Below are 21,986 nucleotides of genomic sequence, written 5' to 3' on the forward strand. Positions count from 1 at the left end.
ATATGTACAGCGACGAAACTTAGTACTTGTTCAGAATCGAGTCGGGCAGGGCTTTGACGTCAAGTCCGGTTGCTTTCATCAACGCGGCCCGGTTGTTCTGCCCGTCTACGTAAGCCGGGTTAACCACCATAGATCGGTTGTAGTAGTACGAAGCCAGCTCGAGTTTTTGCCGGTTGTTCTGCGCAAAACCTTCGCCCTGATAAATCACGCCCAGGTTATTATAGGCAGGAGCATAGGCATTGGCCGCCCGAATGGTCTGCTTGTAGTAATACTTGGCCGAGTCTACGTTAGGCGTAATTTTCTGGAAGACGTAAGCCATCGAGAAGTAAGCTTCGCCGAAGTTGGGGTAGATACGGGTCGACTCCTGCAGGTGGTCAAGCGCCCAGCGGCCGTGTTTGTTGGCCCGGGCAATGTTACTATCGATCAGGGCCTGTCCTTTTTTCACCTGCTCGAGCGTTGGCTTGGGCTTGATGCCGTTCACGGCATTGGCAATGGAGTCGGCCTTGGCCCGGTCTTTCAGTCCTTTCTCGATCCATTCGTTGGCCACGTGACGCTGTACCTGACAGCTGGTAGGCGCGTAAGGCAGGGCCGAGTTGAACAGCACGAAGTTATTCTCCCAGTCGCGGTTGCGCTCCACGGTTTTGAACGAATAAAGGCCGGCCACTACCGCCATGAGCCCCAGCAGGGACGCATAACGAACCGGTACGGGCTTGCCATCCGTTGGCTCAGCGCCAGCAGCCCCCCGCACCAGCAGTTTTTGCAGCGCCCATACCAGCACGAAGGCAAAGCCCATAACAGCCGCATAGGTAAACCGCTCGGCAAAAATGCCGCCCCGCATCCAGATAAAGCCGAGTCCGGGCGCCATGGTAACAAAGAACCAGAAGATACCGAACCCCCAGAGCGTGCGCTGAACGAAGCCGCGCCAGGCCAGCACCAGCAGACCGATCAGCGAGAAAAAGCCCGCCCAGGTCATTATATCGCCTTTGCTACCCGACGGAATTACGTTGAACGAATAGTCGTAGACCAGCGGATGCGGCAGCGCGAGCAGCCGGATGTAGTACAGCAGGAATTTGAACGTGGTCGATTTTTCGGTCTGCAGAATCTTGTAGGGGTAGTTGGCCCAGTCAACGGGGGGCGTACCGCTGAGCGTACCGATCATCTTCTGTTTCTGGTAGAAGAACAGAGCCGCCACGATCAGAAACGGCCACAAACTGATCAGCGACTGCCAAACGTTTCGGCGGGCAAACCAGTACTGCATGGCCGGAATCAGGGCCAGGCTTACGATAGACGACTCTTTGGAAAGGAACGCGAAATAGAGCGAGGCACAGGCCAGCCCCAGCCAGCTTCCGGACAGGGCGCCCATGATAATGACGCCCATGATACCGCCTGCCGTGCTGCCAAAGGTATTGACCATCAGACTACTGCCGATTACCCAGCCAGCAATCACCGAAAACAGGCCCAGCAAACCACCCAGCGGCCAGTCAGAAACAGGGCCTTTGAACCAGAGCGATTCGGTCGATTCGAGATGTTTCCAGTACGAGAGCAGCATCAGGCTGATGAACAGAAAGCTCAATATCTCGTCGCGACCTTTGATGTTGGCCACGATCTCCGTATGAATCGGATGCGCGATAAACACCAGCCCGATCAGGAACGCGATAATGGTTTTTCGGTCGAGCCATTTCTGTAGCAGCACGCCCAGCACCAGGCCGGTCAGCGCATAGAGCCCGGTATTGATCATATGGCTGATGTTCGGATCGTCTTTGAAATACTGCTGCTCAAGCGCGAACGTTATCAGCGACAGCGGGCGGTAGTAGCCAAGGGATATGTTGCTGAAGTGCCAGAACTCGGTCCGGAGCAGGTCCGGAATACCGGCAAAGCCTTTTTTCACGAACAGGTTCTGCCCGATAGCGGCAATATCATCGAGCGCGTACTGATGACCGAAGGTATTTACGTAAAGAACCCCACCAAGCAGGGCCAGCAGGACGGGCGGCCACCAGGCTACCCGACGTTTACTGATTGGCAGATCGGAAGTCGACGACTCGGCCAGACGCGTGGCAGCTGGCCGGACCGACGACTCGGCCGTCCGTACCGGTGCCGTCCGTATAGAACTGGTGGCGGGCGCTGGGGCTGGTTTGGGGGCCACCGGACGGGGGCCGATGGGTTGCTTTTTTTTGGCCATAACAGCAGGGTACTGTCTTTATTTTAGGTCAATTTTGCGGCTCCATAAATTTACTCGCTAGAGTAAGAAGAAACCGGTTACGTATATTCATTGTAAAGTTCCGCAAGAATGTCAGCAAAATCAATTCAGGTGATACATCAGCTCAGAACTATTGCGCTTCTGGTAAGCATAGCGGCTACCCTCAGCGCCTGTCGTGGCATTCGTACACCGGCTCCGCAGGCGGCTGATCTGCTCAGGGCCGACAACCTGGCCCTGGGCAACCCCAGCGCGGCCTCTACCGCCGACCCGGACAACTACCTGCTCGCCAAACGTCAGTACACTCTTTCGTATAGCCGCAGTCGGGGCATAGCGAACTGGGTAAGCTGGCACCTCAACCAGTCCTGGAAAGGAAATGTCCGCCGAACGGATGAGTTCAGACCCGACCCGACCCTGCCTGCTGGCTGGTATGCTGCCCGCCCGGCCGATTATACCAACACGGGCTTCGACCGGGGACACCTGTGCCCCTCCGACGATCGCGACGCGACCCCGGAAGATAATGCGGCTACCTTTCTCCTATCCAACATCGTGCCACAAGCCCCGCGCCACAATCGCGAAGTCTGGCGATCGCTCGAAGAATATGAACGGCAACTCATAGCCGACGGTAGCGATGTATATGTTCTGGCCGGTACCAGCGGCACCGGGGGCACCGGCAATAACGGGTATGCCAGCTCGCTGGCAGGTGGAAAGCTGACCGTTCCGGCCGCGCTCTGGAAAATTATCGTCGTGGTTCCGGCCGGGGCTGATAAAACATTTCAGCTTACCACGGCTACGCGGCTGATTGCCGTCACAATCCCCAACACCCAAACGGCAGCCGACAAACCCTGGCGCGCTTACCTGACCTCTGTCGATGCGCTGGAACGGCTGACCGGGTATGATTTTCTGTCGGCCGTACCGACCGATGTTCAACAGGTTATCGAAGCCCGAATCGATAGCGGAAGCCTCTAACAAAAAAGCCCGGCTACTCAGCCGGGCTTTTTTGTTACGCCAGTGTTGGCACTGCCGGCACCTCCTGCCGAAGCGGTATGCGCTGGGTTCTGTATTTGAGAAGCGCGATCGCGTCCTGATCATCGGCAAACGTATTGTTCAGGTTGACCATGTGCGCGGCCAGCACATCGTAGCGCCCCCGCATGAGCAGAAAGAAAATCTGCAGAAAATCGAGCCCGTCGAAAACGATGGCCCGGTGCTGAGCGTACTTATCGATTGTTTTCTGGAAAAAAGTCGGGTGTTCGGTCCAGTGCATGGCGGGCCGGACGTGGTGGCTGATGTGGTACCCATCGTTCCAGCATTTCTTGTTATACTTCACGTTGATGCAGGTAATGCTGTTTTTGTAGGCATTCCCCGGGTCCTGCCCGTCGACGAAGGCGTGCTGGGTCCAGTTGCCGAGCATGGCAATCAGCCGGTAGATCACCAGCGGCAGCAGGAAGACCATCACCGTTGCCGGCCAGTTGATAAAGCACAGTCCAATGCAGACGATCGCAAAAATAGTTTCGCCGATCAGTGCCCGCCTGGCCAGCTTCGGCCGGTTTTTCCAGCGCAGATAGGCCAGCAGGTCGTATACACCCCGCACGAAAAACTGTCCAAAATAGGCCAGAAAGCTCCGGAAGCTATCCCGCTGGAACATCATCGTGCTGCTTTCGTCATCCTCCAGGTTATTTTCCGGATGGTGCATGCCTATGTGGTGGCTGTAATAGGTTTCGGGGGTGTGGCCGAAGAAAGGCGCCACGATCCAGGGCAGGTAGTTATTGAGCCAGCCGTATTCCGGTTTGAAGAAAGGGCGGTGACTGGTGCAGTGGAGCATCAGCCCGAACGGCCCTTTGAACATGAAGTTACTGATAAAAAAATGGACCGCAGCGGCCGCCCACCACATCCAGCTGAAGAGCGGGAGCAGAAAAAGCGACACCGCCAGCGGAATGAGGGTAAAGGTGATGCGGAGGGTCAGGTAAATGAACGGCAGATCGCGTTCGTCTTTGATATACTGGAGAAAAAAACGATCGACCTGGTTGTAGGAACGGCTCGTAAAAACAGGGTCATAGATAGCGTTAAGAGTTTTCATCGAAGCGGTATAACGTACAAGATTACTACTTGTAAAAAAGAGCCTGACAGTTTCAATTGCTGTTACGACAATCGAAACTGCCCAGGCCCTCTGACAATTATAACGAAAAAATACTAATTAGATTGGACCAGGTCTATTTTTTTGCAACTGCGTGACCGCCAAACTCATTACGCAGGGCCGCCACTACTTTACCCGTGAAGGTATCATCCTGAAGCGACCGATACCGAGTGATGAGCGAGAGGGCGATAACGGGCGTTGGTACGCCGAGATCGAGCGCCGTTTCGAGGGTCCATTTTCCTTCACCCGATGAGAACATACGGCCCTGAATTTCGTCGAGCCGGGCGTCTTTCCGGAAGGCGTTTTCGGTTAGCTCCATCAGCCAGCCGCGAATCACCGACCCGTTGCTCCACATGCGGGCCACGGCCTCGAAGTCGAAGGGAAACTGGCTCTTCTCCAGCACTTCAAAACCCTCGGCTATGGATTGCATCATGCCATACTCGATCCCATTGTGGACCATCTTGGTAAAGTGTCCACTACCCGCCGGGCCGGTATACAGATAGCCATTATCGACCGAAATGTCGTTGAAAACGGGGTGGAGCGGTTCAATTACGTCAGCATCGCCCCCGACCATAGTACAGGCTCCGTTGAGTGCGCCGTTGATTCCGCCACTGGTACCACAATCCAGATACCCGATGCCTTTTTCTTTCAGATAGGCATGCCGCCGGATCGAGTCCTTGTAGTGCGAATTGCCACCATCAATGACCGTATCACCGGCCTGCATGACAGCCAGTAGCTGCTCAATCACATTGTCGATCAGGGGACCGGCCGGAATCATCATCCATAAGACGCGCTTTTCAGGCAGGGCGTTATAAAGGTCCTGAAGGGAGGTAACCCCCTGCGCTCCAACCGTCGTGATCGCTTTTGCCAGGTCCTCGTTGATATCATAGCCGACAACCGTATGTCCGTGTTTCACTAAGTTACTGACGAGATTAAATCCCATCTTGCCTAAGCCAATGAATCCAATATGCATAACTACCAATGGTTTGAGCGGTCAAATTGGCGATTTTTTCCCAGAGTATGGCCCCAACTACCGACAGTTTTATGCAATCAACTCCTGAGCAGTCTTAGTTTAACCCATAGTCTAATCTATTCACTATATCTGCACTCCCATTTTTATATACTATAAATAAATAAAAGTATATTTATTCGATAAAATAACATAAAACTAATTTTTAATATAAATAATGCAACTAGTAGTAATTATTTACTATCTAGGTTACAAAAACAGCAATAATCATACCTATTCCAGAATGTTTCTAATTAGATTTGTTGGACAATTTCTCTGATTACTAGCCCATTTAAATGTTTATGAGGTATCTTTTCCTACTTTGTACTATTTGTTCCTTTACGCTATGTGCATCATCAACAAACGCCCAGCAAACGGCGGCAGATTTCTTCAACGAAGGTGTTACCAAGAGTAATGCTAAGGATTACACGGGTGCGTTACAGGCGTTCACGTCGGCCATTATTCTCAATCCTGAAAATGCTCCCAGTTATTACAACAGAGCATTGGCCAAAATCAGCCTGAACGACATCCAAGGCTCTAACCTTGACCTCGACATAGCGCTGGACCTCAATCCCAGCGATGCCAATGCGTATCTCTACCGCGGCCTTAATCGGACCCGTCAGGAGGATTTCCGGGGCGCTATGCAGGATTTTAACCGGGCTATTGAGCTGAGTCCCAACGATGCGCTGCTCTACTACCAGCGGGGTCTTTGCCGCCTGCAGATCAATTATATCAACAGCGCCCTGTCTGACTTTAACAAAGCGGCCGCCCTGGCGCCTACCGACGTCAATATCCTGACGGCGCGGGGCAACTGTAAGATGCAGCTCAACGACAATAAAGGCGCCCTAGCCGATTATAGTCTGGCCCTCGAGAAGTCACCCAACAAGACACAAGCACTGGCTGGACGCGGTTACGCCCGTTACAAAATCGATGACCTCAAAGGAGCCATGAACGATTTTAACCGGGCGCTGGAAATCAGTAAGGACGATGCTGAACTCTACTATCGGCGCGGTCTTGTCAAAGGTAGATTGGGTGATTTCGCTAATGCGGTTCTCGATTTTGACAAAACAATCTCGCTGGCTCCCAATCATTTTAAAGCACTGTTTAGCCGGGGTTTTTGCAAGAGTCGGCTCGACAGCCCCAAGCAGGCAGTAGCTGATATTGACAAGTCGATCGAGATGGGCAATCTGACAACCCAGACCAAAGCCTATTACAGCGAATTTATCACAGCCAGTACGCTGCCTCTGCTGAACTCAGTCGTGCAGGATCGCTACAAAGTCACCGAGCTGGCTGAAGACCGCTCCGATGCGTATCTGGTTAGAGGTATCTTACGTAACTCAACGGGTGAAGGGAAATCGGCACTGCAGGACCTTAACCGGGCGGTTGAACTCAGCCCAACCAACGCTGAAGCCTATTTTGTACGGGGAGTTGTCCGCTCTTCGCTCGGTGATCAGAGAGGTTCTTTGATCGACTGTAACAGCACGATCAAACTGAACCCGCGCCATCCTGAAGCGTACTACCTGCGGGGAGTTATTCGGTATGACTCGGGCGATGAGCAAAACGCCTGTGTTGACCTGAGCCGCGCCGGTGAACTGGGCTATGTTCAGGCTTACAAGATCATCACCGAAAAATGTAATACGCAACGCCCCACGGCTATGCGTTGACCCGGTCACCTGATTCAAGCTACTAAAGCCGTGACAGGGTCACGGCTTTAGTAGCTTTAGCACGAGCCAGGCCAGGCCTACGCCAAGAACCGTTCCGACGGCGTCGGCCAGCGCGTCGTAGAGGTCATATGACCGATGAATGAAAGGCATCAGCCCCTGATACACTTCGATCAGGTACCCATAGGCAATGCCCGCCATGATGACCCAACCGGACGATCGGCCCGAGAGTCGCCACAACAGGCCGAAGCCGACAAAAACACCCGCGTGTATCCATTTATCCTTGTTGGTCAGATCAGGAATGCCATTCCCCGGTAATGAGCAGCCAATAAATATGGCCAGGCTCCAGCCGAGCGCCAGAAACTGCATGATCCGGTAGCGATTGAGTACAACATTCATCGGGACAGACGATTGACGGTCAATAAGAGGAATAAGCCAATCAGGCTAAGCAGGTATACTACGTTGCGCGAATCGATCAGCCCCCGGCCCAGAGCCCGGTACTGTTCGTCGAGTGCAAAATAAGACAGATAATAAGACAGGCCGCCCAACACCGACAGACCCGCCAGCGCCGATAGGCCGACGTACAGCAGGAAGCAGAAGAAAACCCCCAGCACAAACGCCACAACCTGGTTGTCGTTGAGCGACGAAGCCCACACCCCTACCGCCACAAACACACCACCCAGCAACAGCAGCCCGATATACGACCCGAACACGCCCGCCGAATCGATATTCCCCACCGGCGCCCCAAGCTGGTACAGGGTTACGTAATACAACAGGGTCGGGAGCAACGTCAGCGCAACCAGTAGCCAGCTCGCCAGGAATTTACCGCCAACCACACCCCAGCGGCTCACCGGTTTGGTTAGTAGCCACTCCAGGGTACCGCCCCGCACCTCGTCGGCAATCGAGCGCATGGTTATGGCCGGCACCATAAACAGCATCACGTAGGGCGTCAGGTTGAAAAACGTACCCAGGTCAGCATAGCCGCTTTCGAGCAGACTCGTGTCCGGAAAAACCCACAACAGCAGGCCAATAGCCGCCAGAAAAACGCCCATGATGATATAAGCGATCGGCGACGAGAAGAATTGATTTATTTCTTTGCGAAATATGGCCAGCATGGCGGGTTACTCAAACGGATTTGCCTTGTTCCGGCGGATGAAGGCAGCAATGATCAGTGACAGGATAAAACCCAGTACGACTGACCCGATAATCCCGAAAACAAACGTCAGACCGGGACTCTGAAACATTTGCATGAACTCCATCTGCTGATCGATCTGATCGTCAGACAGGCCGCTGTCTTCCAGTCGTTCGCGGGCCTGGTCCATCATCCGCTCCATAACGCCCGAATCGATTACTGTGGTATAAAAAACCGAAAACAGGCTCGATAGCAAGCCCGATACGGCCGCGGTCAGCGTGCCCACGCTTAGCCCTTCGCCGTAGCTCATGAAACCGCCGTTCAGCGTTCTAAAATCGCGCATGGCCAGCGTGATACCGACAATACTCAGCAGGTAGGTGATAGCACCCAGTCCGGTGTTTCCGATGTTATCGGTCAAGAACAGAAAGAGCGAATACAGAATCAGGGCAATACCGAGTAGGCCACCCCATTTAAGGGCCACGCGGGCGGGTGATGGTTGATCAGTCATGGTGTTATGGTTTAAGGATTCAGAACGCTATAGTCCTGTTTGCGGAAGATAAGCGAAATGATCAGCACGGGCAGCACCGCCAGCGCAGTTTTCTTGGTTAGCTCGTCGGGCAGCAGGACGCCGGGCTGCATGGACGTTACTTTAGCCCACTGTTCGTTGAACGTTTCGGGGCCAAACTGATCGACAATCTGCTTCTTGCCTTCGAGCAGCAGTTTTCTGGAATTGGCGACGTACTCGACCCATACCGCCGGATCAACGTAGCTCACGAACAGGTAAATCAGCCAGCCCGTCAGCAGGGCAGCGGCTGTATTCAGCACGTAGCCGATGGTCAGCCCTTCCCAGAGGTGCATATGGCCCTGACCGATATTTTTCCGGTAGTACCAGACCGTTCCGACCAGCATGATGATATGAATACCGTAATCCAACACCCGAACGTTGCCCAGCGCCGGTACTCCCAGTGCGTACAGAGCCAGAAAATACACAAAGCACAACACACCTGTTATCAGTCCGGCCAGAAGCGGGATTTTCAGGAGCGGATGGCTGAAATAAGCGAGAATGCTTTTCATAAGATGGAATGGATCAGGCCTTGGTAAACAGACCCTGATGAACGATACCAACCACCCGACTGGCGAAGGTATGTCCAAAGAACGGCGAATTTCTTGATTTTGAGTGCGTTTGGTCGTACGTCCAGGCACCGGATGGGTCAAAGAGCGTCAGGCTGGCGGGTTGCCCTTCGTCGATCCGCAGGGGCTGAAGCCGCAAAATCTGCCGGGGCCGGGTAGTCAGCTTGTCGATGATCTGTTCGATGGACAGGCCCCGCTTCTGCGAAAGGACCGATACTACGGCCGTTTCGAGCCCGATGATACCAAAGTCAGCCTGGTCGAACTCCAGGTTCTTGCTCTCCGCATCCTGCGGAGTATGATCCGATACAATGGCATCGATGGTACCGTCGGCCAGGCCAGCCCAGAGAGCGGCTACATCATCGGCCGGGCGGAAGGGTGGATTCACTTTCAGATTGGTATCGAAACCAGCCAGGGCCGAATCGTCGAACAGCAGCTGGTGGGCGGCTACGTCGCAGCTGATGCGTGCCCCCTGCGCCTTGGCCTGCCGGATCAGCTCCACCGACCGGGCCGTTGAGATGGTCGAGAAATGCAGTACAGGCGGCAGGGACCCGGCCTCATCGGTCGCAGGTTCGGTGGCCATTACGTAATCCAGCAGCCGCAAATCGCGCTCGATCATCAGTTCTTCGGCCAGGGCCGGTATGCCCTTCAGGCCCAGCAGGGTACTCTGAATGCCTTCGTGCATCTGCCCGAACCGGGTCAGCATCGTTTCTTCGGGCCGGTTCATGAGTAACCCGTCAATGGGCTGCAGGTACTGGAGGGTCTTGAGCAGCAGATCCGGGTTCTGCAAGGGATGATGCCCGTCAGAAAACGCAACCGCTCCCGCATGGTGCAGGTCGAGCATGTCGGTAAAGTCCTCGCCGGCTGCTTTTTTGGTAATCGCGGCAATCACATGAACGCTCACCGGCTGCCCCTCGGCCATGCGCCGAACGTAGCCCAGAGTTCCTTTGCTATCTATAGCGGGCTGGGTGTTGGGCAGTAGCGCAATGTCAGTGAAGCCACCGGCGGCTGCCGCCCGGCAAACGCTGGTCAAGTCTTCTTTATGCTCGAAACCGGGATCCTGAGCCAGTACGCGCAGGTCGACCCAGCCGGTCGATACGTGCAGGTTATCGGCTTCCAGTACACGTACACCGTCCTGGGCCTCCAGGTTTTCGCCGATTTGCCGAATCAGGCCGTTTTCGATCTGAATATCGCGCAGCTGGCCATGAAAAGGTGAGGCTGCATCAACAATACGGGCGGAACGAATGAGAAGTTGCATACAATGTCCCCTTGCCAGTTTTAACGGAAGGGGCCGGGGAGAGAGATAAAAAAGCTATAAAAAAGGCTCCACGGGCGCGTTGCCTGTTGGAGCCTTGTTCATGTTCCAGAAAAGGAATCAGGCACCAACCAGTTCCTGATAGGCGCCGACCGTCAGCAGACCGTCTTTCTGCCCGGCATCGACGGGTTTGAGCCGGATCAGCCAGCCTTCGCCGTACGGGTCGGTATTGACCAGCTCGGGCGACTTTTCGACGGCCGGGTTCAGCTCCAGCACTTCGCCATCGATCGGTAAAAACAGATCCGATACCGTTTTAACGGCTTCCACCGATCCGAATACGTCACCCTGCCTGAGCGACTGACCAAGTGCCGTAATGTCGACGAAAACAATGTCGCCCAGTTCGTGCTGCGCGAAATCTGTAATTCCGATAACGGCCGTACCGTCCTCGTCAATCCGAACCCATTCGTGATCTTGTGTGTAACTCAGTTCTGCGGGGAAATTCATGCGGAGGGTGATGATTTATATAGCCACAAAATACGGTAGCGGGTGCCGGATTTGCAAACACCCTATTTGGCCACGGCCGACTGGGTGGGGTTGAAAACGCCGAGCCGGTCGTTGCTTTGGCGCGCAATCATCCACTGCGGATAGGGCTTGGGACGCGCGCTGACGGCGTCGAGCTGTTCGAGCTGTTCGGTGGTCAGACTCACCTCGGTAGCGCTAATATTATCGTTGAGCTGCTCGGTGTTTTTGGCCCCGATGATGACACTCGTCACGCCCGGTTTGGCCAGCACCCAGGCCAGGGCAATTCGCGCTACCGATACGCCGTGGGCTGCGCCAATCTCCTGCATCACCTCGATAATATCATACGCCCGTTCCTGATCTACCGGCGGGAAATCAAAACCCAGTCGGCGCGAATCGCCTTCGGGTTTGTTGTCACGCGTGTATTTCCCCGACAGGAAACCGCCCGCCAGCGGACTCCACGGCAGTATAGCCATCTGCTGATCCTGCACCATGGGTACGATTTCGTTTTCGAGGTCGCGCCCGGCAATGGAGTAGTAGTTCTGGGTCGATATAAACTTGGTCCAGCCATATTTGTCGGCAATGCCGTTGGCTTTCATGACCTGCCAGGCCGCCAGGTTCGAGCAGCCGATGTAGCGCACTTTGCCGCTCCGGACTACGTCTTCGAGACCACGCATGGTTTCTTCGAGGGGCGTTATGGGATCAAATCCGTGAATCTGGTACAGATCGACATGATCGACCTGCAATCGCTTCAGGCTATCGTCGAGCTGCTGCATGATCTGTAGCCGCCCCAGCCCGACCTGGTTTTTGCCCTCGCCCATGCGCCCCCGCACTTTGGTAGCGATAATCAGTTCATGACGCGGCAGTCCCAGCGTCCTGATCGACTGACCGAGCAGCGTTTCCGACTGGCCGAACGAGTAGACATTGGCCGTATCGATGAAATTGATTCCCTGATCGAAGGATGTCCTGACGATGTCGTTAACGGCGTCCTGCTGGAGGGTACCCATAGCCTGCCAGTAGCCACTTCCGCCAAATGTCATCGTACCCAGACAAAGCTCGGACACCAGCACACCCGTGTTTCCCAGTTGATTGTAGTTCATGTTGTTGTTGGTCTATAGTTCAGTTTTGGGTCTGCCATATCACGTCATGGCCGTTAAAATGCTTCGCCGAGCGAAAAATACAGGCCCGTACCTTCGCGGGTAACCCCGAGGTCGGCGCGCAGGTAAACATCTTTCTTCTGAAAGAACAGGAACCGCACCCCGCCCCCGGCCGCCCACCGAAACCGGTCGACCTGCACCTGGCTGAGCGTCGGCGCTACGGTCCCAATGGCCGCAAAAAGGGTACCGCCCCAGCGACGGCTGAAGCCAAACGGCAGCCAGCGCAGCTCGGTCTGGGCAGCCAGCAGGTTTTTGTCCCGATACCGGCCAAGGTAATAGCCCCGCATGGTACTTTCGCCCCCCAGCAGCGCGAGGTTATTGAATGGCACCTCGCCACTCATAAACGTGCCGGTAGCCTGAAACGCCAGCACCCGGTTTCGCCGACCCAGCGGCCGGTACAGGCGCCCGTCGAAGAGCAGCCGCTGAAACCGGAAGTTGCTGCCAAAGGCCGGAACACTACGGAGCGCAGCAGCCTCGAAAAAAGCACCTTTCCGCACATTCAATACGTTTCGCCGGTCATCGTATACCAGGGTCCCCCCCAGTTCCAGGGTGGTCGAGCCGGTGCCGCCCGCGGGCAGTTCGAACGAACCAGGGTCGACCCGATCGAACGATACCCGCTGCAGGTTTTGAAAATCGACCTCGACTCCGGCGTACCAGTTTTCTATGATCCGGCGCATACCACGCTGCCTGATCTGTATATAGCTCGAGTTGACCAGGGCCGGGTCGTTGGGATCGGTATCGGGTCCGATGCCGTAATACAGCAGCGGAAACTGCTGGTACCGGGCCCGCCCCAGCAGGTAATAGGTGTTCTTGTCGGAATAAATGGCGTTTTCGAGCTGCGCACCGAACTGCCCCCGCAAGGTGACGAATCCGTACAGAACAAGTTCGCTCAGGCGATTTACGAGGGTATCGTTTTTGGCATAGTACAGCGAGAAGACCCGCACCCCAAGCTCCAGGCTGGTCTCCGGCGAAAAGCCCGCCGTCGGGAAAGCCAGTATCTTCGACGAAGCCGCCGATGAGGTATCGTTGAGCGTATTGTAGATAAACCGGCCAACACCCCGCTGGGCTATTTTAGGAACGCGCTGCTGGGCTATCAGCGGTATTGCCGTGAGCAGCCCCAGCACCAGGCCCGCTAGTAGTTTTGAGTGAATCAATGGGTACTTGCTTTTAAATAAGAAACGGTTTTAAGCGATCTATGTTCCAGAAACGGGGGTGCAAAACAGAGTTGGTAACAGTCAGTTAGTCCGACACAAACGTAGACTCGCTTTGTCGACCGGTTAGCCAACCAAAACCCCTACGCAGCGGGTGAGTGGCCGGACCTTCTCTCCGCTTCGTTACCAACCGCCAGGCCAGAGCGTGGCATACCAGTCTCCCGACGGTTTGGTCTGATAACGGTTCTTTACGCGTCATTCGTTGCAACAAGCCTCCTCATTTTACTATTCTTTGCAAGAATTACTTCTGTTAGTATATGTATGCCCGGCATCGTAGAACTATTTCACCCGTTCTTATATATTCACTTTACAAAATGAGGCTATAGCTAAAACTGCTGTTTTCCTGGATCCACACTCCTGCCCCCAATCCACACCCTGTATGCTCCGGCTGTCTTTACGTCTCCTGATGGTTACCGCCCTCCTTTCTCTCCTGACGTCAATAGCGCAACCGATTAGTCAGCGGGAGACAGGCGCCGTTCAGCAACGCAGCCGTATCGATGAAAACACCCGCATTGTTGACCAAACGACCGGGAAACCGATCTCCTATACTGAGTATATGGCCCTGATAAAACGTTATGCGAACGCCTGTTACATGAAGCCGATGCCTGATGAATATGGTGAATTCCGCGCCTATAAAATCAGGCTAAAAACGGCCGAGGAGCGGGCCACTGGTCAACTCAACATGCGCGATCCTGTGCAGCAGCCTAAAATTGGGATGCCTATAGAAGAGCCAGCAAGGCCGGCCGCATTGTATGGTGTATCATGTGCGGTGGGTTTGGCAGAAAGCCTTTGATTACCAAACTTTTTCGTCATTTCACAGCCACAACTACCTGATTACAATCACAGTACGTTCCTGTTCGGCTGTTTTTGCCCTGCTGACGCAGGAAGCTGCTCTACTCAGCCAGATTGAATTTGACCTGCACCCCGCCCGAGGTAGTCGCCCGCCGGAACGAGTTCGATACAAGCGGGTCGTTGAACGTCCGGTCGAAATAGAAGTTGACGTTCAGTCGTCGGCTAACGATATAGCTGACCTGTGGCCGCAGCTGGAAGTTGACATTACCCGCCGTCAGAATCTGCTCCGCATCGATTTTGCGCTGGATAGCCCGGGTGTCGCGCAGGGTCAGGTTGGCCGAGAACGTCAGGTCGTTTTTCAGGCGCTTGTAAGCCCCGTTGATCCGGAACGGAATCCGGATGTTCTGCCGCGTGAACCCAATGGAGGCTGTCAGGTCTTTGTTGCTCAGCTCGGCGACCTGAATATTGGACAGGTTCAGCGCAATATCACGACTCTGGTTGTATTCGAGTCGGCCGCTGATTCGGCTTTTGGTCTGGAACTGCACCCCGATCATCGGCGCAAACTTCTCCGACATGGTGATGGTACTCATGGCAAAGACCGGTACGTACTGCCCCAGCTGGTTCACTGCAGCGCCCAGTGGGTACCCCTGCACGGCCAGGTTCACGAAGGCGGCTCCGTACTCCAGGTTGGAGATAAAGTTACCCACGCTGTAGTTGGAGGTGTAGCTGTGCGTGATGGTAAAGGCACTGAACCGCTTCCGGATGAAGTCGAGCCCCGACAGTCCGTTGTAGTCGATGCGCCAGTTGGGCAGCGGGAAACTATAGAACGGCGACAGCTTTGCTTTTTCGATCGGCTGCCCGCTGTAAGCCGCGAAGAAGGCCGGAATCAGCACATCCTGCGAGGTAGCCGTATAGATGCCCTGTCGGTCCGGATTCGCCTGGGTCAGCTTATCGATGAAGTACTGCCGGTAGCTTTCGAACCGGTCGAAGATGGGCGAGGTGTTGTCGCCACGCAGTCCGATAAAAGCCGTCCGGAACGACCAGAACGACATCGAGAACTGCCCGTTACGCACCGGCGACTGGGTTTCGAAAGGACCACCCTGCGAGCCCGGCCGGAAAAACTCCTGGTACGCGTCGGTCCGGTCCAGCCGCCACTCTACCTGCATCCGGAAATCCTTGAAGGGCTCGAGCGTGGTGCGGGCGTTGAATTTTTTGGTCAGGTTCTGCTGGAAGGCCGTATTCTGCACCGTACTCGGAGCCAGCCAGCCGCGTTCGGCCGCCCGGTACTGAATGGACCTGTCCTGACTGCCCAGTACAAACCCCAGTCCCGGCGCGTTGTTCTGGTCGACACCGAAATACCTCGGCGTCGGCAAAAAGCCCGGCAGGATGGTCGATTCTTGCACTGTGTACTGGAAATTGATCCCCCGCACGGTCAGCAGCGCCCGCGTGAAATTCTTGAGCACCCGGCTCTCGCTCCGCTGTATCTCTTCAATATCGCCGGGGTTACGGGCAAAGTTCTTCCGCACCGGCGCCGGGGTGTTGGCAAAACGCAGATAGCGGATTTTGTTGTAGAGCCGGATCAGATCGACCCGTCCCGTAATGCCCCGCTCGCGGTTGTTTCTGACGACGTTACCAAACGGCACCCCCAGCGTATCGGCAATCCCGAACGAGTTAGCCTGAAACTGATACCCGACCCCATATACGGCATCGGCGGCAATCCAGTCGAGCAGCGGAATTTTGTCGAGGGGCAGCCGGTAGGTGGCGCGGATGTCCTGCACGAAGTTCTTCAGTCGGCCCAGTCGTTTGAGGCTGTTGAAGATCGAGTCACGCTTGGCCTGGCTGTTGATGTCGCCCGCGGGTTCGTCGATGATCGAGTTGGCCTGCGACCGGTAGGTCAGCACCAGACTCCGGGTCAGGTTCCAGGTCAGGTCGTAATAGCGGTTGAACAGGAAATACTTCTCGAACTGGGCCGGAATTCCGTTCGTAGTCAGGTCGGACGAGCGCAGCTGGGTTTTCACGAAACTACGATCCAGGTCGGACCGGATACTGACCAGCGAAGGCAGCAGCGTCAGGTTAAAATCTTTAAGCCAGCGCAGGTAGGGCGCTTCAAAACTGGCTTTGTTCCGGAACGGCTCAAACGCTTTCGGCTGTCCGCTGAAGGTGTAGGCGATACCACCCCGCTGCTGCCGCTGCAGAAACTCGTCGGTCAGAATGTTGCTGCGCTTGGTATCGTTGAAGGCGTAGGTAAACGCAAAGTTCTCGACATCCCAGAAATGCGTTTTGGCGTTCGGGCTGGTCTTTACTTTTCTGACGTTCGAGAAGTTCAGCCCCCGGCGGGTGGTATTGTCCTGCACCATGCGTCGGTAGCTGTCGCGCACCAGTCCTTCGGGCAGGGTCGAGAGCGAGTTGTCGAGCGGCACGTCGGGGTCGAGCGGATCGAAATGCGGATCTACGTTCCGGTAGTCGTAGTTGACGTACATCGGAATACGCAGCCCCCAGTTGGCGGGCAGGAACTTATCGACCGAAACGGCCGACGAAAGGCCAAACTCTTTGGTTGTTTCGCGGGCCCGTTCGCCGATGCGCGTCTGCACACCGCCAAAACCGAAGGTAGTAATCCGGCCCGAAGCCGTTACCGTGGCCAGATCGGCCAGCTTCATATTCACAGACCCTATTGCGGCCATACCCGCCTGCTGGTCGTAGCCGTTGGCGCGCAGTTCGTTGACCCAGATCGTAAAGGTTTTGGGTCCTTCGCCATCGCCGGGCTGGCGGGGGTTGCGCACCCCGATCATCACCGACTGTACGGAACTCAGGTCCGGGTTGCCGACCACCGTCAGTATGTACCGGCCCGTCGACGAAGGCAGAGTGAAGGGCAAAGAGGTTCGGCGGGTGAGCTGGCGGTTGCGCTCCGTTTTCAGATTGGTCAGCTCTTCCAGCGCGATATCGAGTTCGTTAGCCGATGGCCATACAACCTCGGGCGACTGGAGGCCTTCGGGCGTTGCCTGCAGGCGGGGAATCTCGATTTCGTAATAGTTATCGGTATAATCGGTACCAAGCCGGACGAAGGCCGATACCTGTTCATTTACGTTTTCATTCCCATCGCCGTGCATGTGAATGAACATCTTGAGCTGCTTACGGAACAGCAGGTCGAAATTTACGTTCCGGAACGCCCCGCGTGAGTCGCCGTCGCGGAGGTTGGTTACGCTCAGCCGCATCGACTGCTCGTTCAGCTCAACGGTGTTCACCTGCGTATAATCGCGGTCGCGCTGGTAGCCCGGCGGCACCGAGTACACGTATTTATTGCCCCCTGCCTGCGTAGCCAGGGCGCTGCTGTTTTCTTCTACGTTCACCGTCGAGACGGTAAAGTTGGCATCGTAGGGTTCGGGTACTTCCTGCAGGCCGCGCTGGTTCAGGTCGCCCAGGTATTTGCGGTACTGATTGGCTTCCATCTGCAACTGCGCAAACCGAAGCACGACCGGCTGATCAAAATCGGTCAGGTACATCCGCGCAAACCGGATTGATTTGAAGCCGTTGATGTTACCCACCTTCCGCAGATACTCGCGGATCGGAATCCGGTACTGATACCAGGTAACCGTACCGACGCCATCGGTCGGCACTGTCACTTTGTCGACAATATAGCCTCGCCCTACCTCGAGCTGGTCGGGCCGCAGATTCACTTCGTATTCGTAATAGGCTTCGTTATCGTTGATGGTATTATCGGCGTTGAGGTCTTCGATATCGGGCAGGGTCGTCGACGCGGGGGTCAGAAACTGGTTGGTGGAGGTATTCTCGGGCGAGTTGTTCTCCATACCCATGTAGTACTTATACCGGGCCACGATGTATTTCTGCCGGTCGGCCTCTTCGCCCAGGTAGAATCGGAAATCATCGCCCGAGGGGTCCTGTTCGATCGACGCGCGGGCCTCCGGGTCGGTAACCCGTGGCAACACCGCATCGAGGTAGCTTTTGAAAAACTGCTGTTCCGCTACCACACCCGGGGTCGAATTGGGGCGGCTGGTCAGGCCGTCGAGGCCGATATCCTGATTGTCGCGACCACCACTCTGGAACGCATTGGTCACAAACTGCTGCTTGGGCGCCCGGCCCCAGGGAGTCGACTCTACGGTACCGTTGCGGGTGCTGTCCAGGCTACCGTTGGCCGGGAAACCGTTCTCAAACGTATACCGGCTATCCTTAACGACATCTTCCGAAATATCGCCGAGGTTGAAGACCAACCTTCCACCCGTGCTGTTGGGCTGGTTTTTACTATCGTCAGCGCTGCCCCTTACTTTTCCGTTCTCTCCCTGTACGAACGGGTCCATGAGCCAGAACGTGAGGTTCTCTACGTTGGCATTGTCGAAGTCGTTGTCCGAGGCAATAGCCCGCGTTACGGCGCCGAAGTTGCGCCGGGGATCGTTGTTGAGCGTACCGTCGGGTTTCAGGTTCGGGTTGTAGTTGTACATACCCCGCTCGCTGGGGAAGTAAGCCACGTCCAGAATACTCTCGGGCAGCTGTACCGGCCGGGGCGACCGACCCGGAAACAGATCGGTGGGCAGGAAGTACCGCTCGTATACGTAGTTCTTCACCTCGTCGGGATCGACGTTCGATACGGCGCCCTGCAAACCGGGGGTGTACAGACTCGGGTCTACGGAATAAACCGAAATACGGGCGCGGTTGTAGGCCGACTCCAGCGGGTTCTGGAACGACCCCTGCGGAAACTGCTGCGGGGTAGCCCCCAGGCGCCAGCGGGTGGGCTGGCGGGTCAGGTCAAAAATGGTTCGGGCGGCTTCGAAATCGTCGAGGTAGCTATCGCCCCGGGCGCGGGGGTTGGTTCCCGGAAACAACTGCGCCACTTCGGCACTGGCCTGAATGGTCGATATTTCTTTGGTCTGCACCAGCGGCAGGCCATCGAGCAGGCGCGTCAGGCCGGGCGAGTCTTTGCGATAGTTGGCATGGAGCCCCAGAATAGAGTTATTGACCGGTTCGTTCCCAATGGCCACGCGGGTCAGGAAACCGGCGGGGGTTTCGCGCATGTGCATGGCCGTCAGCCCGAAGTTAATATCGGGGGTGAGCAGGTAATCCAGCCGCGTACCGATCAGGGTTCGGATCTGGTTCTGGAACAGGTCGGGCTGCTCGAAGCTGATGCGGATTTCGCGGCCCGAGTTGGTCACGCTCTCGTTAATGATCCGCAGGCGCCCCGTCTGGCTTTCGAAGACATAATCGGCCCCCGGCATCATCGGCACGCCACCCGCCGTTACCTGTACCGACTGCTCGTTGACGCCATAGGGCAGTTGAACTTCGGCCCCATTGCCCGACTGAAACGAACCGCGCAGGAAGAACTTATTCCGGTCGGCCAGTTGCTGGGCATCGGCCAGGGTTGTCCGATACAGCTGATCGAAAACGTATTTGGAGCGCAGGTTATCTTCGTCGGCGTCGAACTGGCGGCTCAGGAACGACCCGAAGGGTTCCAGGACCGGGAATATGATCTTGCCATAGCGCGGATCGACGGTAATGTTCTCCACGTAATCGAAGTTACCGTCGGGCTGGGCGTCGAGCTGCTGGTTGAGCCGGTCCATGTTGAAAACCTGCACCAGCGGCCGGTTTTGCAGACGCCGGCCTTCCTGCAGGTTCGGGTTGTCGATACCGGTAACATCGTCTTTGTAAACAATACGCAGCTGAAAGCCCTGCCGGCTGATCTGGGCATTGTTGAGCGAATAGATGTTTTTCATCATCAGGTTCCACATCGGCAACTGGAGGTTGTTGCGCAGCGTGGCCGACTTCAGCAGCTTCAGCACCAGCACTTCGTCATTGCGCCGGGCCTGGTAGTCTTCCGTCAGTTCACCCACTTTATAGCGTCGGCCCTGGTAGGTATATTCGTAGGATACCGCCAGAATCTCGTCGTTGCGCAGGGGCGTCACGAGCGAGATATACCCCAGTTCGGGCTGTAGTTTGAACTCCCGGTCGGTCAGGCGTTTGGCACCCCGCAGCAGGTCGAAATCGGTGCCTTTGGTAAGCTGGTAATCCGTTACAAGCGCTTCGTTGGTCTGGTCAACCTGCCGCAGCCGGTTGTTGGCGTTACTCGTGAGCCGGTCAAACAGACCGTTGGCGCGGTTGTCGGACGGGGTGCGGGTGTTGCGCGAGAACGGTTGCAGGTTGGGGTTGTTCTGGCTGTAGGGATTGCCTTCGCCCAGGTCCTGAAAGCCGACAATGTTCCGCAGCGTCTCGGTGGTGTTGGTCCGGTTGGTGACGTACACCTCCACCCGGGTTACGTTGACGCCCGACGTTACCTGCGGCAGGGTCCTGAGCGAAGCTTCGTAGTTGGACCGGAAAAACTGCGACAGGAAGAAGTGTCGGTTCTCGTCGTACTGATCGGCCCGCAGTTCGAACGGCCGGTTCGAGGTGCCGCCCCGCAACACGATTTCACTCTTCCGCGACCGCTGCTGCGAAGCGACCACCGTAGCGTTCAGCTTGCCAAACCGGAGCTGGCTTTTGATACCAAACAGGTTCTGCACCCCCGGAATGAGCTGGCTGTTGACGGCCCAGCTGATATTACCCACCTCAAGCCCCTGCAGGATACTTTCGTTCTGCGGCTGAAAAGCGGGCAGACCCGGTGCCTGGCCATTGACGCCCGGCACACCGGGTAAGGTAGGCGCATTGGGCAAACCAGGCAGACTGGGCATTCCCGGTAGCCCCTGCCCCGTTCCGATGCCCGGCAGGCTTCCGCCGGGCCGGTAGTTGACCTTCAGCGCGTTCTCGAAATTAAAGCTGGCTTTGGTGTCGAAGTTGGCCATCACGCCCAGCTTCTCCCCGATCTTGCCGTTGAAGTTGATGCTGATCTGCTCGTTGAACAGGAAATTTCCGTTCCGGCGCTGTCGAACCGGCAAGACGGGGTTATCGATAAACTGGTACAGATAGCCAAAGTCGAGCGTAACGAAGCCGTTCGGCTTGAAATCGATCTGGCTCCCGCCAAACAGGCGATCGATGATAGGCGGCAGTTCGAGTTTGGGCACCAGGCCACGCCCACTCAGCGCGCTTTGGCCATCGCGCCGGGCGCCGTATTCGCGCCAGATGCTTTGCTCGACCCGCTGGTTCTGCAGCTGGTTATACGTCGAAAACGGAATCGTTTCGGCCGGGCGGTAGGGTAAGCCATACTGCGAGGGGGGCAGCGCCAGCCCCGGCACGGCCCCCGATACGCCCACACCCGGCGTCGTAGTAGCCGATGAAGGCGTTGATATGCCCGGCGCGGGGACGCCATCCGTACGGCCCTGCACCGAATTGGGCGCAGGCGCCCCCGAAAGCGACACCCCCGTCTGTACACGTTCGGTAACGGCCACGCGCCCGTCGGGACTCAGCCGAAAATCGGTCGATACCCCTTTGGGATCACGAAGAATGAAAGGCGATTTGGAAGGCCGCTCCGAGAAGCGGGTGGCCCGCCGGTCGGGCCAGTTGATGGTAGGTCGGCGGTTGGCCGAACGGGCCGCCCGTATACTGTCAGTCCGGTTCTGTACGGCCTGCTTAATGGAGTCGGCGCGGGCAATGGCCCGTCGGCGCGCATCGGCCCGGGCCGAGTCGGCAGCGGCCTGTTGCTGCCGTCGCCCCGCGCCCCCCCGACGAGCGGGCGCTGCCGCTGGCTGGTCCTGCCCGAAGATTGTTCCCATACCCAGCACCAGACAAAACACCAGCAAAATCCATTCGCGCGAAACGAACAGAAGGTGGCTAGCGGTCAAGAAACGGGTGCTGACAGTAAAGTTGTGAACAAAGTAAGGGTTCACCATTGGGGTACTAAGCGGTTCAAAAAGGATA

At 56.2% G+C, this 21,986-nt stretch carries 15 protein-coding genes; 3 read left to right on the forward strand and 12 right to left on the reverse strand.

Going from position 1 to position 21,986, the window contains the following annotated elements; translation table 11 throughout:
* Window positions 1-19: 19 nt before the first annotated feature.
* Window positions 20-2,179 (reverse strand): tetratricopeptide repeat protein, encoded by a 2,160-nt coding sequence (locus EQG79_RS07235; protein WP_077920767.1) that lies wholly within the window; start codon window positions 2,177-2,179, stop codon window positions 20-22.
* Window positions 2,180-2,287: 108 nt separating this feature from the next.
* On the opposite strand from EQG79_RS07235, the gene EQG79_RS07240 reads away from it, so the two are divergent.
* Complete coding sequence (locus tag EQG79_RS07240; RefSeq protein WP_129600930.1) at window positions 2,288-3,163, forward strand: DNA/RNA non-specific endonuclease; 876 nt, start codon at window positions 2,288-2,290, stop codon at window positions 3,161-3,163.
* Window positions 3,164-3,197: 34 nt separating this feature from the next.
* On the opposite strand, the gene EQG79_RS07245 is transcribed toward EQG79_RS07240, so the two are convergent.
* Window positions 3,198-4,271: a fatty acid desaturase family protein gene (locus tag EQG79_RS07245; protein WP_129600932.1), complete on the reverse strand. Its 1,074-nt coding sequence runs from the start codon at window positions 4,269-4,271 to the stop codon at window positions 3,198-3,200.
* Window positions 4,272-4,404: 133 nt separating this feature from the next.
* Entirely contained in the window at window positions 4,405-5,301 is an 897-nt protein-coding gene (gene gnd, locus EQG79_RS07250) for a phosphogluconate dehydrogenase (NAD(+)-dependent, decarboxylating) (protein WP_077920764.1), read from the reverse strand.
* 338 nt (window positions 5,302-5,639) lie between these two features.
* On the opposite strand from gnd, the gene EQG79_RS07255 reads away from it, so the two are divergent.
* The gene (locus EQG79_RS07255; RefSeq protein WP_129600934.1) at window positions 5,640-7,001 is read left to right on the forward strand and encodes a tetratricopeptide repeat protein; all 1,362 of its coding nucleotides are present in this window, start codon (window positions 5,640-5,642) and stop codon (window positions 6,999-7,001) included.
* 39 nt (window positions 7,002-7,040) lie between these two features.
* Here EQG79_RS07255 and EQG79_RS07260 read toward each other — a convergent pair whose 3' ends face one another.
* The 8 genes from EQG79_RS07260 to EQG79_RS07295 form a co-directional block, all read right to left on the reverse strand.
* Entirely contained in the window at window positions 7,041-7,397 is a 357-nt protein-coding gene (locus EQG79_RS07260; RefSeq protein WP_077920762.1) for a VanZ family protein, read from the reverse strand.
* The gene (gene gldF, locus EQG79_RS07265) at window positions 7,394-8,113 is read right to left on the reverse strand and encodes a gliding motility-associated ABC transporter permease subunit GldF (protein WP_077920761.1); all 720 of its coding nucleotides are present in this window, start codon (window positions 8,111-8,113) and stop codon (window positions 7,394-7,396) included. The genes EQG79_RS07260 and gldF overlap by 4 nt, the downstream gene beginning before the upstream one ends.
* Before the next feature lie 6 nt (window positions 8,114-8,119).
* On the reverse strand, window positions 8,120-8,638 hold the full coding sequence (locus EQG79_RS07270; protein WP_077920760.1) for a DUF4199 domain-containing protein: 519 nt from the start codon (window positions 8,636-8,638) through the stop codon (window positions 8,120-8,122).
* A gap of 11 nt (window positions 8,639-8,649) precedes the next feature.
* Window positions 8,650-9,204: a DUF4199 domain-containing protein gene (locus EQG79_RS07275; RefSeq protein ID WP_077920759.1), complete on the reverse strand. Its 555-nt coding sequence runs from the start codon at window positions 9,202-9,204 to the stop codon at window positions 8,650-8,652.
* Window positions 9,205-9,217: 13 nt separating this feature from the next.
* Window positions 9,218-10,516, reverse strand: a complete 1,299-nt coding sequence (locus tag EQG79_RS07280; RefSeq protein ID WP_077920758.1) for a dihydroorotase — start codon at window positions 10,514-10,516, stop codon at window positions 9,218-9,220.
* A 117-nt stretch (window positions 10,517-10,633) separates the two neighbouring features.
* Entirely contained in the window at window positions 10,634-11,017 is a 384-nt protein-coding gene (gene gcvH / locus EQG79_RS07285; protein WP_077920757.1) for a glycine cleavage system protein GcvH, read from the reverse strand.
* 62 nt (window positions 11,018-11,079) lie between these two features.
* Entirely contained in the window at window positions 11,080-12,132 is a 1,053-nt protein-coding gene (locus EQG79_RS07290) for an aldo/keto reductase (protein WP_129600936.1), read from the reverse strand.
* 53 nt (window positions 12,133-12,185) lie between these two features.
* Window positions 12,186-13,343 carry a BamA/TamA family outer membrane protein gene (locus EQG79_RS07295; protein WP_240699294.1) on the reverse strand — a complete coding sequence of 386 codons (1,158 nt, stop codon included), beginning with the start codon at window positions 13,341-13,343 and terminating at the stop codon, window positions 12,186-12,188.
* A gap of 436 nt (window positions 13,344-13,779) precedes the next feature.
* Here EQG79_RS07295 and EQG79_RS07300 point away from each other — a divergent pair, with 436 nt between their 5' ends.
* Window positions 13,780-14,193 carry a hypothetical protein gene (locus EQG79_RS07300; RefSeq protein WP_129600938.1) on the forward strand — a complete coding sequence of 138 codons (414 nt, stop codon included), beginning with the start codon at window positions 13,780-13,782 and terminating at the stop codon, window positions 14,191-14,193.
* A 100-nt stretch (window positions 14,194-14,293) separates the two neighbouring features.
* Here the strand turns inward: EQG79_RS07300 and sov are convergent, their stop codons facing one another.
* The gene (gene sov / locus EQG79_RS07305; protein ID WP_129600940.1) at window positions 14,294-21,958 is read right to left on the reverse strand and encodes a T9SS outer membrane translocon Sov/SprA; all 7,665 of its coding nucleotides are present in this window, start codon (window positions 21,956-21,958) and stop codon (window positions 14,294-14,296) included.
* Window positions 21,959-21,986: the final 28 nt, after the last annotated feature.

It is taken from the genome of Spirosoma sordidisoli, from assembly GCF_004138325.1.
In the GTDB taxonomy this organism is placed as follows: Bacteria; Bacteroidota; Bacteroidia; order Cytophagales; family Spirosomataceae; genus Spirosoma; species Spirosoma sordidisoli.

Bases quoted from the DNA above. Each gene is read 5' to 3' on its own strand.
- EQG79_RS07240 (WP_129600930.1), top strand. From the start codon at position 2,288: ATGTCAGCAAAATCAATTCAGGTGATACATCAGCTCAGAACTATTGCG.
- gnd (WP_077920764.1), bottom strand. From the start codon at position 5,301: ATGCATATTGGATTCATTGGCTTAGGCAAGATGGGATTTAATCTCGTC.
- EQG79_RS07270 (WP_077920760.1), bottom strand. From the start codon at position 8,638: ATGACTGATCAACCATCACCCGCCCGCGTGGCCCTTAAATGGGGTGGC.
- EQG79_RS07280 (WP_077920758.1), bottom strand. From the start codon at position 10,516: ATGCAACTTCTCATTCGTTCCGCCCGTATTGTTGATGCAGCCTCACCT.
- EQG79_RS07245 (WP_129600932.1), bottom strand. From the start codon at position 4,271: ATGAAAACTCTTAACGCTATCTATGACCCTGTTTTTACGAGCCGTTCC.
- EQG79_RS07275 (WP_077920759.1), bottom strand. From the start codon at position 9,204: ATGAAAAGCATTCTCGCTTATTTCAGCCATCCGCTCCTGAAAATCCCG.
- gldF (WP_077920761.1), bottom strand. From the start codon at position 8,113: ATGCTGGCCATATTTCGCAAAGAAATAAATCAATTCTTCTCGTCGCCG.
- sov (WP_129600940.1), bottom strand. From the start codon at position 21,958: ATGGTGAACCCTTACTTTGTTCACAACTTTACTGTCAGCACCCGTTTC.
- EQG79_RS07235 (WP_077920767.1), bottom strand. From the start codon at position 2,179: ATGGCCAAAAAAAAGCAACCCATCGGCCCCCGTCCGGTGGCCCCCAAA.
- EQG79_RS07255 (WP_129600934.1), top strand. From the start codon at position 5,640: ATGAGGTATCTTTTCCTACTTTGTACTATTTGTTCCTTTACGCTATGT.
- EQG79_RS07300 (WP_129600938.1), top strand. From the start codon at position 13,780: ATGCTCCGGCTGTCTTTACGTCTCCTGATGGTTACCGCCCTCCTTTCT.
- EQG79_RS07290 (WP_129600936.1), bottom strand. From the start codon at position 12,132: ATGAACTACAATCAACTGGGAAACACGGGTGTGCTGGTGTCCGAGCTT.
- gcvH (WP_077920757.1), bottom strand. From the start codon at position 11,017: ATGAATTTCCCCGCAGAACTGAGTTACACACAAGATCACGAATGGGTT.
- EQG79_RS07260 (WP_077920762.1), bottom strand. From the start codon at position 7,397: ATGAATGTTGTACTCAATCGCTACCGGATCATGCAGTTTCTGGCGCTC.